The 14,271-nt window shown below is 68.5% G+C and carries 11 protein-coding genes; 1 reads left to right on the forward strand and 10 read right to left on the reverse strand.

The annotated features are described in order from the left end of the window. Nucleotides 1-48: 48 nt before the first annotated feature. The 4 genes from bamA to MMSR116_RS12330 form a co-directional block, all read right to left on the reverse strand. Complete coding sequence (bamA, locus tag MMSR116_RS12315; RefSeq protein ID WP_039892396.1) at nucleotides 49-2,619, reverse strand: outer membrane protein assembly factor BamA; 2,571 nt, start codon at nucleotides 2,617-2,619, stop codon at nucleotides 49-51. Between the two features lie 434 nt (nucleotides 2,620-3,053). Then, the gene (gene rseP / locus MMSR116_RS12320; RefSeq protein ID WP_010682846.1) at nucleotides 3,054-4,208 is read right to left on the reverse strand and encodes an RIP metalloprotease RseP; all 1,155 of its coding nucleotides are present in this window, start codon (nucleotides 4,206-4,208) and stop codon (nucleotides 3,054-3,056) included. Nucleotides 4,209-4,405: 197 nt separating this feature from the next. Further along, on the reverse strand, nucleotides 4,406-5,917 hold the full coding sequence (locus MMSR116_RS12325) for a DHA2 family efflux MFS transporter permease subunit (protein WP_432419906.1): 1,512 nt from the start codon (nucleotides 5,915-5,917) through the stop codon (nucleotides 4,406-4,408). 80 nt (nucleotides 5,918-5,997) lie between these two features. Further along, nucleotides 5,998-7,230: an HlyD family secretion protein gene (locus MMSR116_RS12330; RefSeq protein WP_010682844.1), complete on the reverse strand. Its 1,233-nt coding sequence runs from the start codon at nucleotides 7,228-7,230 to the stop codon at nucleotides 5,998-6,000. Nucleotides 7,231-7,369: 139 nt separating this feature from the next. Between MMSR116_RS12330 and MMSR116_RS12335 the strand changes: the two genes are divergently transcribed. Further along, nucleotides 7,370-8,008, forward strand: coding sequence for a TetR/AcrR family transcriptional regulator (locus MMSR116_RS12335; protein WP_010682843.1), 639 nt, complete (start codon nucleotides 7,370-7,372; stop codon nucleotides 8,006-8,008). Between the two features lie 22 nt (nucleotides 8,009-8,030). On the opposite strand, the gene dxr is transcribed toward MMSR116_RS12335, so the two are convergent. The 6 genes from dxr to MMSR116_RS12365 all read right to left on the reverse strand — a co-directional run bounded on the left by dxr (nucleotide 8,031) and on the right by MMSR116_RS12365 (nucleotide 14,111). Continuing rightward, a complete protein-coding gene (dxr, locus tag MMSR116_RS12340) occupies nucleotides 8,031-9,209 on the reverse strand; it encodes a 1-deoxy-D-xylulose-5-phosphate reductoisomerase (protein WP_010682842.1) in 1,179 nt (392 codons plus the stop codon). Beyond that, entirely contained in the window at nucleotides 9,206-10,087 is an 882-nt protein-coding gene (locus MMSR116_RS12345; RefSeq protein ID WP_158168872.1) for a phosphatidate cytidylyltransferase, read from the reverse strand. Before MMSR116_RS12345 ends, dxr begins: the two co-directional genes overlap by 4 nt. An 18-nt stretch (nucleotides 10,088-10,105) precedes the next feature. Beyond that, nucleotides 10,106-10,669 (reverse strand): ribosome recycling factor, encoded by a 564-nt coding sequence (frr, locus tag MMSR116_RS12350; protein WP_010682840.1) that lies wholly within the window; start codon nucleotides 10,667-10,669, stop codon nucleotides 10,106-10,108. Nucleotides 10,670-10,784: 115 nt separating this feature from the next. Continuing rightward, nucleotides 10,785-11,507 (reverse strand): UMP kinase, encoded by a 723-nt coding sequence (gene pyrH, locus MMSR116_RS12355; RefSeq protein WP_010682839.1) that lies wholly within the window; start codon nucleotides 11,505-11,507, stop codon nucleotides 10,785-10,787. Nucleotides 11,508-11,998: 491 nt separating this feature from the next. Then, nucleotides 11,999-12,925: a translation elongation factor Ts gene (tsf, locus tag MMSR116_RS12360; RefSeq protein ID WP_010682838.1), complete on the reverse strand. Its 927-nt coding sequence runs from the start codon at nucleotides 12,923-12,925 to the stop codon at nucleotides 11,999-12,001. Between the two features lie 118 nt (nucleotides 12,926-13,043). Continuing rightward, nucleotides 13,044-14,111: a 30S ribosomal protein S2 gene (locus MMSR116_RS12365; protein ID WP_010682837.1), complete on the reverse strand. Its 1,068-nt coding sequence runs from the start codon at nucleotides 14,109-14,111 to the stop codon at nucleotides 13,044-13,046. Nucleotides 14,112-14,271: the final 160 nt, after the last annotated feature.

Consider the following 14,271-nt stretch of genomic DNA (forward strand, 5'->3'; position numbering starts at 1 on the left):
ACCAACGCGCCGGCCGGAGATAGATCCGGCCGACGCGCGAGGTTTTTATCAGAAGCGCGAGCCGCCGGAGAAGCGGAACGCCTGGGTCTGATCCTTGCCGATATGGCCGACCTTGCCCAGCAGGGGCACGTAGATCGACTGACCCTCGTCCTTGGTGAGGGCGTAGGCGTAGTCGAACCGGATCGGGCCGAGTGGCGAGTTCCACAGGATGGACGCGCCGATGGACGAACGGATCGCGGCGGTGTCGCGGACGTTCACGCATTCCGGCTCGACGCCGATGGTGAAGGCCGAGAAGTTGCATCGCCCGGTCTGCGGCGCGGTGCCGTTGATGAAGCCGTCGCCGTTCACGTCGAAGGCGCGCCGGCTGTGATAGCCGAACAGCGTGCCGGCATCGGCGAAGACCGCGCCCTTCAGGCCCAGGTCGCGCGGGACGAGCGGCAGCGGGAACTGCACCTCGAGGGTACCGCCGATGTAGGTCGAGCCGCCGATCGCGTTCGAGCGGGCGTCGGCGATGCCGACGTCGCGCGGGCCGATGCCGTTCGGCGCGAAGCCGCGGACCAGCGACGGGCCGAGGAAGAACTCGTCGGTCACGCGCAGGGGCTTGCCGTCGATCGACTCGATGTGGCCGCCCTGGAAGCGGACGAAGCCGACCACGTCCTCGAAGAGCTCCTTGTAGTACCGCGCGTCGGCGGTCACGCGGAAGAACTTGGAGTCGCCGCCCAGGCCTGCCACGTCGGGCTTCAGCTCGGCGTAGAGACCGTTACGCGGCGCGCCGATCACGTCGAGGGTGGAGTAGGCGAGCGTCAGACCAGCCAGCGAGGTCAACGTGTTGCCCTGCGAGCCCTTGATGGCGATCGAGGCTTCGCCGTCGTAGGCGCAGTTCGGGTAGAGGGCTTGACCGCCGATGTTCCGGCCCGTGTTCGGATCGATCGTACCGCCAGCGTAGACCGCCGTGTAGCCGGGGATCGGCACCGAGCAGTCGTTGTACGGCCGCTTGAGCGTGTTCGGGACCTTTAGCTCGGTGTTGTACAGCGAGTAGCGCAGCGTGATGCCGAACTCCTCGGTGATCGGCAGGCCGAGGCGGAGCTGGCCGCCATACACCGTGGTCTCGTAGCGCGAGTACCGGGTCAGATCGGAGTACTTGTAGAAAGCGTCGAAGCCGGCCGCGAGCCGGTAGCCGAGGAAGTACGGCTCGGTGAACGAGAAATCGACGCCGCGCGAGTACTGGCCGCCCGTGCCGGCGAGGCGGACATACTGGCCGCGGCCGAGGAAGTTCGACTCGGAGACCGAGACCTCGCCGATGATGCCGTCCTGGGTGGAGTAGCCGCCCGCCACCGAGAACGAACCCGTGGGCTGATCCTCGACGTCGATGTTGATCACCACGCGGTCGGGGGCGGAGCCAGGCTCGTTGGAGAACCGGACCTTCTTGAAGAAGCCGAGACCGTTCAGGCGCCGCTCGGCGCGGTCAGTGAGCACGCGGTTGTAGGCGTCGCCTTCCGCGATATCGAGCTCGCGCCGGATGACGTAATCGCGGGTGCGGGTGTTGCCGCGGATGTTGATGCGCTCGACGTAGACGTGCGGGCCGTCCTCGACCACGAAGCCGAGAGAGACCTGGTGGTTGACCGGGTCGCGCTGGCCGGTCGGACGGACCTGCGCGAAGGGATAGCCGGCGCGGTTCACCTCGCGGGTGACGTTGTTGAGCGTCTTCTCCACGTCGTCGGCGTTGTACACATCGCCCACGGCGGCGGAGACGTTGCCGTCGAGCCGTGTGGTGTCGAGACCGGGGAGACGCGAATCCACCGAGACCGCGCCGACCTTGTACTGCTCGCCCTCGTTCACCGTGATGGTGATGACGTAGCCGGAAGTCTCGCCCTCGACGTAGCGCGCGTCCGCGTTCACCACCTGGAAGTCGGCATAGCCGTTCTTGAGGTAGTAGCGGCGAACCTGGTCGAGGTCGTTGGTGATGCGATCCGGATCGTAAACGTCGGAGGTCTTGATGAACGACAGGAAGTTCATCTCCGAGGAGCTCATCAGCCCCTTCAGCGTCCGGTCCGAGTAGGCGTTGTTGCCGACGAAGTTGATCGAGATGATGCCGGTCTTATCGCCCTCGTCGATCTGGTAGATCACGTCGACGCGGCCGTTCGGCAGGTCGACCGTGCGGTAGGTCACCTTGGCGGTGCCGCGACCGAAGCGCTTGTAGACGTCGCGGATGCGGGCGAGGTCGGCGTTGATGATCGCCTCGCTGTACGGGCCGCGCGCCTTGGCCTCGACGATCCCTTCCAGAGTCGCCTTTTCGACCTTCTTGTTGCCCTCGAACACTACCCGGTTGATCAGGTTGTTCTCGCGGACGGTGACGACCGTGCGGCCGCCGGACTGCGCCACGCGCACGTCCGAGAACATCCCGCTCGCGAGCAGGTTGCGGCGGGCCTCCTCGGCGGAGCCGGACGCCGTCCCGGTCACGTAGGACCGGATCGTGTCGGCATCGACGCGCTGGTTGCCCTGGACGACGATCTGCTGCGCCTGAGCGGCCCCGCTCAGGACGACGCCAAGACCCGCGGTGACTAGGACGATGGTTTTCCGCACCGACTTGCGTCGGGGCTTCCCCGTCAACGACATCATGCAATCGCCCGTTTCTGTTCTGGTCGCGGGGGTTAAGCCCGTCACGGGCGACCGTTGATCGGCCGTCCCGTCACCTGGTCCAAGCGTGGCTTCGGTCCAAGCGTAGCTCTTAGCGGGATTCCCCTGCCAAGCAAACGCGCGGGAGGCCATCGTCAGGGGATTTTGCCGGGTCGTGGCCTTCGCGCCACTTAACGGTCCGCTCAGCCTGTGGGCAAACCGCGGATCATGGTGAAGATCGCGTAAACGCTTGCGGCGGCGAGCGATTTCACACCCGCCGCCGATCGCATGAAGACCGTCTTAACGCTGTTCTGCGCCGCCTCCGAGACCCGATCCGGGCATGGTCCCGGCGGGATCGCGGCGGGATTGAGGCATCCTTTCCCGTGCGGGCCGGACAGAATGCCCAGCCGCGCCGAAGGGCCGGCCGAGAACCCCGGTCAGGTATTCCGCCAGGAGGCGCCGAGATTGAGGATGTCGTTCCAGGCGGCGAACAGCATCAGCATCAGCACGAGGGCGAGGCCGATCCGGAAGCCGATCTCCTGGGCGCGCTCGCTGAGCGGCCGGCCGCGCACCACCTCGAAGGCGTAGAACAGGAGATGGCCGCCATCGAGGAGCGGCACGGGGAAGAGGTTCAGGAGGCCGATCGACACGGAAAGCAGCGCGATGAGCCCGACCAGACCGCCGACGCCGCCGGTCTTGGCGACCTCCCCGGAGACCCGGGCGATGCCGATCGGGCCGGAGAGCTGGTCGGCGGATTCCCGTCCGGTTACGAGCTTGCCGAGGTACGAGAAGGTGCGCTCGACGACGAAGTACGTCTCCTTCACGCCGAGGTTCAGCGAGTCGAGCGCCCCGTAGCGCACGAGGCGGGCCTCCGATCCGGCGGGCGAGCGGATGCCGAGCCGTCCGATCCGGTGGCGGCCGAACGGGGTCTTCTCCTCGAAGGTCGCGGGCGTCGCCTGGATGGTGATCGGCTTGTCGTCGCGTTCCACCGTGAAGGTCAGCGGTGTTCCGGCGCTGCCCGTCACGGTCCGGTACATGGCGTTGAAATCGCCGATCTTCTCGCCGTCGATGGCGGTGATCACGTCGCCGGGCTGGAAGCCGGCCTGGGCGGCGACGCTGTTCGGCTCCACCGAGGACACGCGGGCGGGCAACTCGTAGCGGCCGCCGAGCCAGATCGCGCCGGCGAACAGCAGGATCGCCAGGATGAAGTTCGCCGCCGGGCCGGCGGCGACGATCGCGGCGCGCTTGCCCACCGGCTGCGTCGGGAAGCTGATCGCCCGTTCCTGCGGGCTCATCCGTGCGACGGTCTCGGGATCGGGCATGCTGGCGCCGTTGGCGTCGCCGTGGAACTTCACGTAGCCGCCGAGCGGGATGGCGCAGAGCTTCCAACGGGTGCCGCGGCGGTCGTTGAAGCCGAACAGCTCGGGCCCGAAGCCGAGCGAGAACGCGTGGACGCCGACGCCGCACCAGCGGCCGACCAGGAAGTGACCCATCTCGTGGACGAAGACCACGACGGTGAGCACGAACAGGAATGGGATCACGGCACCGAAGAAGCCGCCGGCGGTCCCGCCCATCGCGTTGAGGAAGTCCATGCGCCGTTTCCTGGCCGTATCCGCGCCGGCATTCTGGGCCGACCATCCGACCTGTTTAGCAGATCGGGGCAGCCGACCGCCAACGCAATCCTGCGAGCCGGCCGCGAAGGTCGCACGCCCCAGGACGCGATGACCCCGTCCGAGGGGGGCGAAGCGGTGCTGTCCCCGCTATCCTCGCTATCGCGGCAGCCGGCCGCTCAGTGGCCGCCCCCGCCTCCCACGGCCTGCGGACGCCGGACCAGGGGTGCGGCGCAGGCCATCGCCAGAAACAGCACCGTCAGGGCGAGGAACACGTCCTCGAAGGCCATGACGAGCCCTTGCGTCCGCACGGTGTTGGTCATGGCCTTGAGCGCCATGCCGGGGGCCGCACTGCCGAACGAGTCGAAGCCGCGCTGCAGACTGTCGAGGCGCTCGACGGCGGCGGTGTTCGCCCAGGTGAAGCGCTCGTGGAGGCGGGTGAGGTGAAGGTCCCAGCGGTCGTTGAGGATGGTGTTGATCAGCGCGAGGCCGACCGCGCCGCCGAGGTTGCGCGTGAGATTGAAGAGGCCGGACGCATTTTTCATGCGTGCCGGAGGCAGCGTCCCCAGAGCGATATTGTTGATCGGGATCATGCACAGCATCAGCGAGCAGCCGCGCAGCACCTGCGGCAGCAGCAGCTCGTAGAAATCCCAGTCCTTGGTGAGCCCGGTGACGATCCAGGTGCCGCAGGCGAAGCCCGCGAAACCGACGCCCATCATGAGGCGCGGATCGACCTTGCCCGAGAGCCGGCCGGCGATCGGCGCCGTGATGAACATGAACAGACCCGAGACGAACATGGTCTCGCCGATCATCAGCGCCGAGTAGCCGCGCACCCGGGCGAGATAGACCGGGTAGATGTAGGTCAGCCCGTAGAGGCCGATGCCCAGCACGAAACTCGCGACGCAGCCGCTGGCGAAGTTGCGGTCCGAGAACGCGCGCAGGTCCACGATCGGCTGCTTGGCGGTGAAGACGCGGGTGAAGAACAGCAGCGCCGACAGACCGCAGATGACCGCACAGGCGAAGACCGCCTCATCCTGCAGCCAGTCGTGGTTCGGCCCCTCCTCCAGCACGTATTCGAGGCAACCGAGGAAGCCCGCCATGAAGGCGAGCCCCGCCCAGTCGAAAGACTTCAACAAGCCGTAATTGGGCTTGTCGAAATCGACCAGGATCCAGGTCGAGACGGTGACGAAGATGCCCGGCACGACGTTGATCAGGAACAGCCAGTGCCAGGACAGCAGGTCGGTGAGATAGCCACCCACCGTCGGCCCGATGGTCGGCGCCAGGGTCGCCACGAGGCCGATCATCGGCGACACGATCGTCCGCTTCGACGGCGGGAAGATCGTGAAGGCCGCGGCGAAGACCGTGGGGATCATGCCGCCGCCGATGAAGCCCTGGAGCGCCCGCCAGACGATCATCTCGCCGATGGACGAGGAGGTCGCGCACATCAGGCTCATGACGGTGAAGCCGGCCGCCGAGATCGCGAACATCCAGCGCGTCGAGAGCACCCGCGAGAGCGTGCCCGATAGCGGGATCGAGATGACCTCGGCGATGAGATAGCTGGTCTGGACCCAGGGGATCTCGTCACCCGAGGCCGACAGGCCGGCCTGGATCTCGTTGAGGGACGCCGAGACGATCTGGATGTCCAGGATCGCCATGAACATCCCGAACACCATGCAGAGGAACGCCACCATGCGGCGGCGGTCGAGGGGCGGCTCGGCGGCGCCGGCCGGCGCGCCCGCGGAGATGGCGGCGGTGGCGGCCACGATCGGTCTCAGCGGCTCGCGGTGCTGACCGGCCGGGCCGCTTCGGCCCGGTCGAGCGCCGACCGGTCCGCGCCGGCACGGGTGTCGACCCGCACCACCGCCGACAGGCCGGGCCGCAGCAGGCCCTCGCGGGCCACCGCCTCCGGCACGCGGACGCGAACCGGCAGGCGCTGCACGATCTTGGTGAAGTTGCCGGTGGCGTTGTCCGGCGGCAGCAGGCTGAACACGGAGCCGGAGGCCGGCGAGAACGATTCCACCACGCCCTCGATCTCGCGATCCGGATAGGCGTCGATCGTCACGGTCACCGGCTGTCCCGGCCGCATGCGCTGGACCTGGGTCTCCTTGAAGTTCGCGTCGATGCGCACGCTCTGAAGCGGCACCAGTGCGGCGATCCGGGTGCCGGGCGATACGTAGGCGCCGGCCTCGACGGCCTTGTTGCCGACGACGCCGTCGAAGGGCGCGCGGATCACTGAGAAGTCGAGGTCGCGGCGCGCCCGGTCAACCGCGGTGCGCAGCTCCGCCGCGAGGCTCTCGGCCTCGCGCTTTTGGGCCTGGAGAACGTCGACATTGGCGCGGGCCGCGACCAGACCGGCCTCCATCGCCTTGACCGAGGCCTCGGTCCGGTCACGGTCGGCGCGGGCCTGGTCGATGCGCGACTTGGCGACGTAATCCGCCTGCATCTGCGTCGCGCGGGTGAAATCCGCCTGGGCGCGCACGGCGTCCGCGCGGGTCGCGTCGAGCTGCGCGGCGGCCTGGGCGACCTGCGCCTGCGCGGCCTCGGTCTGCCGGGCGATCCGCGCGATGGTGCTCTCCTGCGTGGCCAGCTTGTCCTGCGCCGCCTGGAGGGCGAGGCGGTAGTCGCCGTCGTCGAGCTTGGCGATCACGTCGCCCTTCTTCACCGACAGGCCGTTCACCACCGGGACCGATTCGAGATAGCCCGACACTTTCGCGGCCAGCACCGAGATGTCGGCTTGGACATAGGCGTCGTCCGTCGAGACGAAGAACCGTCCGACAGTCCACCAGTGCCAGCCCTGATACGCGCCGAAGCCAAGTGCAGCCAGCAGAACGCAGAGTAGGATGGTGCGCCTGAGCGGGCGCTTGCGGGCAGCGCGCGCCGGCTCGGCCACCGGTGCGGCCGATGGGATCGCGGCAGGCGCAGGTCGCACCGGGTTCTCGGCCCGCTCGTCGTCGCCAGCCTCGATGGCGGGAAACGGGCGGTCGGCGTCCTCGCGCAGGGACATCTGAAAGCCTCACGTCCAATGACCGAACCGTTCGGTCAATCATTCGGACGCGCCTTGACGCGGGTCCGAAGGTGCCGCAGATTATGTTGACCGAACGGTTCGGTCAAGCGGAGCGGCGCCAAGCGCGCTGGACGGGAAGATGGCACAGGGTGCAGTGCTGGAGCGTGGCGCAACCGCTCACGAGGGCGATAAGCGCCGACAGATCCTGGACGGGGCCCGGACCGTGTTCCTCTCGGCCGGTTACGACGGCGCGAGCATGGGCGAGATCGCCCGGGCCGCCGCGGTCTCGAAGGGAACGCTCTACGTCTATTTCGACAGCAAGGAGGCGCTGTTCGAAGCGTTGATCCTACAGGAGAAGGCCAGCCTCGCCGAGACCCTGTTCACCTTCGATCCGGAGGACACGGATGTTCCGGCCGTCCTGACCCGCCTCGGCATGAGCTTCCTGAACGAGATGTCCCGTCCGGAGCACATCTCGGTTCATCGCATGGTGATCGGCGTCTGCGAGAAGTTCCCGCATTTCGGGCAGGTCTACTACGAGGCCGGCCCCGCTTGCGGCGTGGCCCGGCTGTCGGCCTATCTCGACGTCCAGGTGAAGGGCGGCCGGCTGCGCATCGCCGATAGGACCCTAGCGGCGCAGCACTTCCTGCATCTCTGCCTGGCCGGGCTCCTGACACGCATGCTGTTTGCCGCCGGGGGCATGGCGGACGAAGCGCGGAAGCAGTTTCAGGTTGCCGAGGCGGTGCGAGTGTTCCTCGCGGGTTACGGACCGGATTGCTGAGATCCGGCTCTGACAGTGATCGTCAGCCGGCGGCGCGCAACTCCGGCAATGCCTCGGCGCTCCAGACCCGGACATGGGCGTCGATAGCGAGGGCCTCGTCCACATCGGCCGGCGCGGTCCGATACTGATCGGCGAAGTGCGTGCAGGCGCGCTCCACCAGGTCGCTGATCCCGTAGAAGCCGATTCGGCCGGCGATGAATGCCGCCACGGCGATCTCGTTGGCGGCGTTCATCACGGTCGGCGCCGCGCCACCGGCGGCCAGGGCCGCCCGGGCGATCCGCAGGCACGGGAAGCGCGCTTCGTCGGCGTCCTCGAAGGTGAGCGAGCCGAGCTTCACGAGGTCCAGGGGCCGGCCCCGCTCGATGGTCAGCCGGTCCCCGAGCCCGAGGCAGTGCGAGATGGGAACCCGCATGTCGGGAAGCGCCAGTTCGGCGGTGACGGCGCCGTCCAGCCAGTAGACCATGCCGTGGATCACCGATTGCGGATGCACCACCACGTCCAGGCGCTCGGGCTCGATGCCGAACAGGTGGTGCGCCTCGATCAGCTCGAGGCCCTTGTTCATCAAGCTGGCCGAGTCGATGTTGATCTTCATCCCCATCGACCATGTCGGATGGGCGGCGGCCTCGGCCGCAGAGGCAGCAGCGATGCGCTCGCGCGTCCAGGTCCGGAACGGGCCGCCGGACGCCGTGATCATCATGGTGCGGACATCGGCAAGGGGCCGGCCGGCCAACGCTTGGCTCAAGGCATCGTGCTCGGAATCCATCGGCAGGATCGTGGCGCCGTAGCGCGCGGCATCACGCATGAAGGCGTCGCCGGCGCAAACAAGGCTCTCCTTGTTGGCGAGCGCGACCTTGCGACCGAGGCGCAGTGCGGCATGGGTCGATTTCAATCCCGCCGCACCGCTCACCGCCGCGACCACGATGTCGGCGTCCCGGGCGGCCGCCTCCATGACGGCCCCCTCCCCCGCGCCGCTGAGGATGCCGGAGCCCGACAGGGCCTCGGCCAGGGCCGGCCCGGCGGCTTCGTCGGCGAGCGCCGCGAAGGAGGCGTTCAGCTCCCGCGCGACCTTCGCCAGGGCAATGGGATCCTTGCCGCCCACCAGGGCACCGACGCGGAACCGATCGGCGTGCTGGGCGAGAAGATCGGCGGTGGAGCGGCCGATCGAGCCGGTGGCGCCGAAGACAGTGACGATCTGGGTCACGGGTTCAACTCCCTCATCGTCACGCGATCAGACCCGCCCCCGCGCAGGGCGAGATAGACGGCCGCCAACACGGCCACCGCGAAGAATCCGTCGAGCCGGTCCATGACGCCGCCGTGGCCGGGAATGATCTTCCCGGAATCCTTGACGCCGTAATGGCGCTTGAGACCGGATTCGATCAGGTCGCCCGCCTGGCTCAGGACCGAGGCGAGCGCGCTCGCGCCCGCCACCACCGGCAGGGAGGCGGCGCTCGGAAGCGTCATCCCGGCGAGATCGGCCACCACCGGCACCAGGGTCCCGGCCGCGACCGCACCGACGAGGCCGCCGAGCGCTCCAGACCACGTCTTGTTGGGCGAGACCCGGGGCATCAGTTTCGGACCGCCGATTTTCCGGCCGGCGAAATAGGCCGCGATGTCGGTGGACCAGACCACCGCGAACATCCAGGCCGGCCCGACGAGGCCGATGGTGGGATCGTCGCGCAGGGCCACCGGCACCGCCGCGATCGCCGCCGCGCCGAGCACGCCGACAAAGGCGCGCAGCCGCCCGCGTCCCGTCCGCGCCACCGTGGCGCTGGCCGCGGCGCCGAGCAGCAGGACCGCCACGCAGGCCGACGCCGGAGCACCGCCGCGCTGGCAGAGCAGCAGGGCACCGAGGGTCGCCGCGCCGAGGGCGATCAGCACCTCGCGGGGCTCGGTGCGGCTCATCACCATCCATTCGGCGAAACCGATGATGCCGGCAGCGAGCCAGATTCCGGCGAAAGGCCAGCCGCCATAGATCAGCGCGGCCAGCACGCCAGCCCCGAGCACGACGCCCGAGGCGACGCGCAGCCACAGCTCGCGCCGCCCCGAGGGGCGCGCGGCCGGTGCGGCGGCGGCGGTCACGCGTCCGGTCCCTTCGCCTCAGACCTGCATGATCTCCTTCTCCTTGGAGGCCAGCACGCCGTCGATCTCGCCGATGTACTGATCGGTCGCCTTCTGCACGTCGGCGGCCTGGCGCTTCTCGTCGTCCTCCGAGATGGCGCTGTCCTTCAGGAGCTTCTTGAGGTGGTCGAGGCCGTCCCGGCGGACGTGGCGCACGGCGACGCGGGCCTCCTCGGTGTACTTGTGGGCGACCTTGACCATCTCCTTGCGGCGCTGCTCGTTCATCTCGGGGATGCGGAGCCGGATGGTCTGGCCTTCGGTTTGCGGGTTGAGGCCGAGGTCGGACTCGCGGATCGCCTTTTCGACGGCCGTGACCATGCTGCGGTCCCAGACCGAGATCGACAGGAGCCGGGGCTCCGGCACGCTCACGGTGGCCACCTGGGCCATCGGCATCATCGAGCCGTAGGCGTCGACCTGGATTGGGTCGAGGAGCGAGGGCGTGGCACGCCCGGTGCGCAGCGAGCCGAGATCCTTCGAGAGCGAGGCGACGGCGCCCTGCATGCGGCGCTTGATGTCGTTGAGGTCGAATTCCGGTGTGGCCATGAGGGTCGTCCCGAGACGTCTGACGTGGTCTTGAGCCCGGCGCGGGCGGTCGCGGCCTCAATGGACGAATTTTTTCAGGGCCGCAAACGGTCGCGGCGGCATTCCCGCCGCCGCGTCAGGGCGCCACGAGGGTCGAGGGCGCCTCGCCAGACAGGATTGCGGCGATCGAGCTCGGCGGGTGCAGCGAGCCGACGAGGATCGACAGCCGGCTTTCCCGGGCCAGCGCGAAGGCGGCGGTGTCCATCACCTTGAGGTCGCGGGCGATCGCCTCGTCGTGGGTGATGCGGTCGTAGCGCGTGGCGCCAGGGTCCTTCTTCGGATCGGCCGAGTAGACGCCGTCGACTTGGGTCGCCTTGAGCACGGCGTCGCAGCGGAGTTCCGCAGCGCGCAGGACGGCCGCCGTGTCCGTGGTGAAGAACGGATTGCCGGTGCCGCCGGCCAGGACGACCACCTGGCCCTTGTCGAGGTGGTGCAGGGCCGGCTGACGGGCATAGGTCTCGCAGATGGTCGGCATCGACACCGCCGACATCGTCCGCGCCTGGACCCCGGCCGCGTTCAGCGCGGTCTCGATGGCCAGCGAGTTCATGACGGTAGCCATCATGCCGAGGGAATCGCCCGTGGCCCGGTCGATCCAGCCGGCCGCCGAGATCCGCGCCCCGCGGATCATGTTGCCGCCGCCGACCACGATGGCGATCTCGGCGCCCGCCTCGATGGTGCGAGCGATGTCCTCCGCGAGCCCCGCGAGGGTCGGGGGATGCAGCCAGTAGCCGTCCGGCGCGGCCAGAGCCTCACCCGACAGCTTCAGCAAGATCCGGCGAAACGGCGTCGTATCCGGCATCGGTGTCCCCGGCTCCATCCCGCATCGCGCAAGCCGGGAGGCTTCTACGTCAGGCGTGGGAGCCGCGTCGAGGGGTTGAGGCTGATCCGGCGAGATCGACCGGTGGAGGCACAACCGGAGTGGGGATCAACCCTGGATGCGTCATTCTTAGCGGGGTGAGGCGCCGGCATCGTCGATGGCATGCCGGCTGCCGATGTCAGCTGCCGGCCAGAACGCCGACGGCGCCCAGGATGGTCATGACGAGACCGGACGCGAACACGCCGATCATCAGGTAGGAGAAGGGTTTCAGAGCCATAACGCCAAGGTAGTGCGCGACTGCGAGATGCGGTGTGCGCTGCAACACGGCGGATGACGGATGATAGCGCGAACGGCGGCCGATGGACCCCTCTCGGGATCGCGGCCCCGGCTCAAGTTTCGAGCCTGACAAAGAAACCCCGCCCGGCGTGCGCCGGACGGGGCATGGAAATCACCGATTCGAAGAGCCCGAAAGTTCAGGCGCGACCGGCCTGCTGCGCCACCTCGGTGGCGAAGTCCGGCCCCTCCTCCTTCTCGATGCCCTCGCCCAAGGCGTAGCGGACGAAGCCCGTCAGCGTGACCGGACCGCCCACCTTGGAGGCAGCTTCCTTCAGAACCTGGCTCACTGTCTTCGAGCCGTCGTGCACGAAGGGCTGATCCAGGAGGGTAACCTCCTTGTAGTAGCTCTTCAGGCCGCTCTCGACGATCTTGGCGAGGACGTGATCCGGCTTGCCGGCGTTCTTCTCGCGCAGAATGTTCGACTCGCGCTCCACCGTGGCCGCGTCGACGCCCGAGGCGTCCAGCGCGACCGGGTTGGTCGCCGCAACGTGCATGGCGATCTGGCGGCCCAGCGTCGACAGCGCGTCGACGTCGCCCTCGGATTCCAGCGCCACGAGCACGCCGATCTTGCCGAGGCCTTCGGAGATCTGGTTGTGCACGTAGGAGGCGATGACGCCCTTCTTGACCTCAAGCTTGGTGACTCGGCGCAGGTTCATGTTCTCGCCGATCGTGGCGATCAGGGCCTGCAGCTTCTCCGAGACGGTCTCGGCGGCACCCGGGAAGTGGGCGGCCTGGAGACCCTCGAGCGTGCCGTCGGTGTTGAGCGCGATCTTGGCGGCCTCGCGGGCGAAGGCCTGGAAGGCGTCGTTGCGGGCGACGAAGTCGGTCTCGGAGTTCACCTCGACCACGGCGGCGTGGTGGCCGGCGGACTCGACGGCGACGAGGCCCTCGGCGGCGACGCGGCCGGCCTTCTTGGCGGCCTTGGCGAGACCCTTCTTGCGCAGCCAGTCGACGGCGGCCTCGATATCGCCCTGCGTCTCGTTGAGCGCGCCCTTGCAGTCCATCATGCCGGCACCGGTCTTCTCCCGGAGCTCCTTCACCATCGCGGCGGTGATGTTGGCCATGGCGATCCCTTTCGTGTGGTCTGGATGCGAGAGGCCCGGCGCGCGGGTGAGCGGCCGGGCCCGGTATGCCTGGAACCGCGACGGCCCGATGACGGTGCCGTCGCGGAGTCCCGATGGATCAGGCCGCCGCGGCGGCCTCGACGAAGCCGCGGGCCTGCGAGACCCACGAGTCGCGGTCGATGCGGCCGTTGAGCTTCAGGTCGGCATCGACCTTAGCGACGTCCTCGGGGGTCATCGCGGCCAGCTGCCAGTAGTGGTAGATGCCGGCGTCGTTGAGCTTCTGCACGATCTGCGGGCCGGCGCCGTTGAGCTTGGTCAGATCGTCCGGCGCGCCGCGCGGGGCGGCGAGCAGCTCGAAATGCTCGGTCGACTCGGCGAGCATCGCCACGTCGGCCGGGTCGAGGGCGTCGGACTCGACCGTGACGGCCGCGTCGTCGTTCGCCGGCAGCTCCTCGGCCATCGGCTCCTCGGAGGCGCCGAGATCCATGCCCGACGAGCCCTGGGCACGCGAGATGCCGTCGATGGCGGCCTTGGCGATCAGGTCGCAGTAGAGCGCGATGGCGCGGCCGGCGTCGTCGTTGGCTGGGACGATGTGGGTGATGCCGTCGGGGTTGCAGTTGGTGTCGACGATGGCGGCCACCGGGATGCCGAGGCGGTTCGCCTCCTTGATCGCCAGCTGCTCCTTGTTGGTGTCGATCACGAACAGCAGGTCGGGGACGCCGCCCATGTCCTTGATACCGCCGAGCGCCTTCTCGAGCTTCTCCTTCTCACGGGAGAGCATCAGGCGCTCCTTCTTGGTCAGGCCCGGGCCACCGGTCTCCAGCGTCTCGGTGACCTTCCGCAGGCGCGAGATCGAGCCCGAGATCGTCTTCCAGTTGGTGAGCATGCCGCCCAGCCAGCGGGAGTTGACGTAGTACTGGGCCGAGCGCTTCGCCGCCTCGGCGATCGTGTCGGCCGCCTGGCGCTTGGTGCCGACGAACAGCACGCGGCCACCCTTGGCGACGGTGTCGCTCACCGCCTGCAGCGCCTGGTGCAGCGCCGGCACGGTCTGGGCGAGGTCGATGATGTGGATGTTGTTGCGGGTGCCGAAGATGTACGGCTGCATCTTCGGGTTCCAGCGGTGGGACTGGTGACCGAAATGGGCGCCCGCCTCCAGGAGCTGACGCATAGAGAAATCGACGGCCATGGCTCTTGTGCTCTCCGGTTATATCCGCCGCGGAGGGATGCGGCCGGCCGAGATCTCGGACGACCACCGGAAACGCCTCATTCAGGCATGAGGCCGGCTCCGCGTGTGGGATGGGCGGGCGCTTAGCAGAGGGGCGGGTTGAAGGCAAGGCGCGGAGCAA

The sequence above is a fragment of the Methylobacterium mesophilicum SR1.6/6 genome (assembly GCF_000364445.2).
Taxonomy (GTDB): Bacteria; Pseudomonadota; Alphaproteobacteria; order Rhizobiales; family Beijerinckiaceae; genus Methylobacterium; species Methylobacterium mesophilicum_A.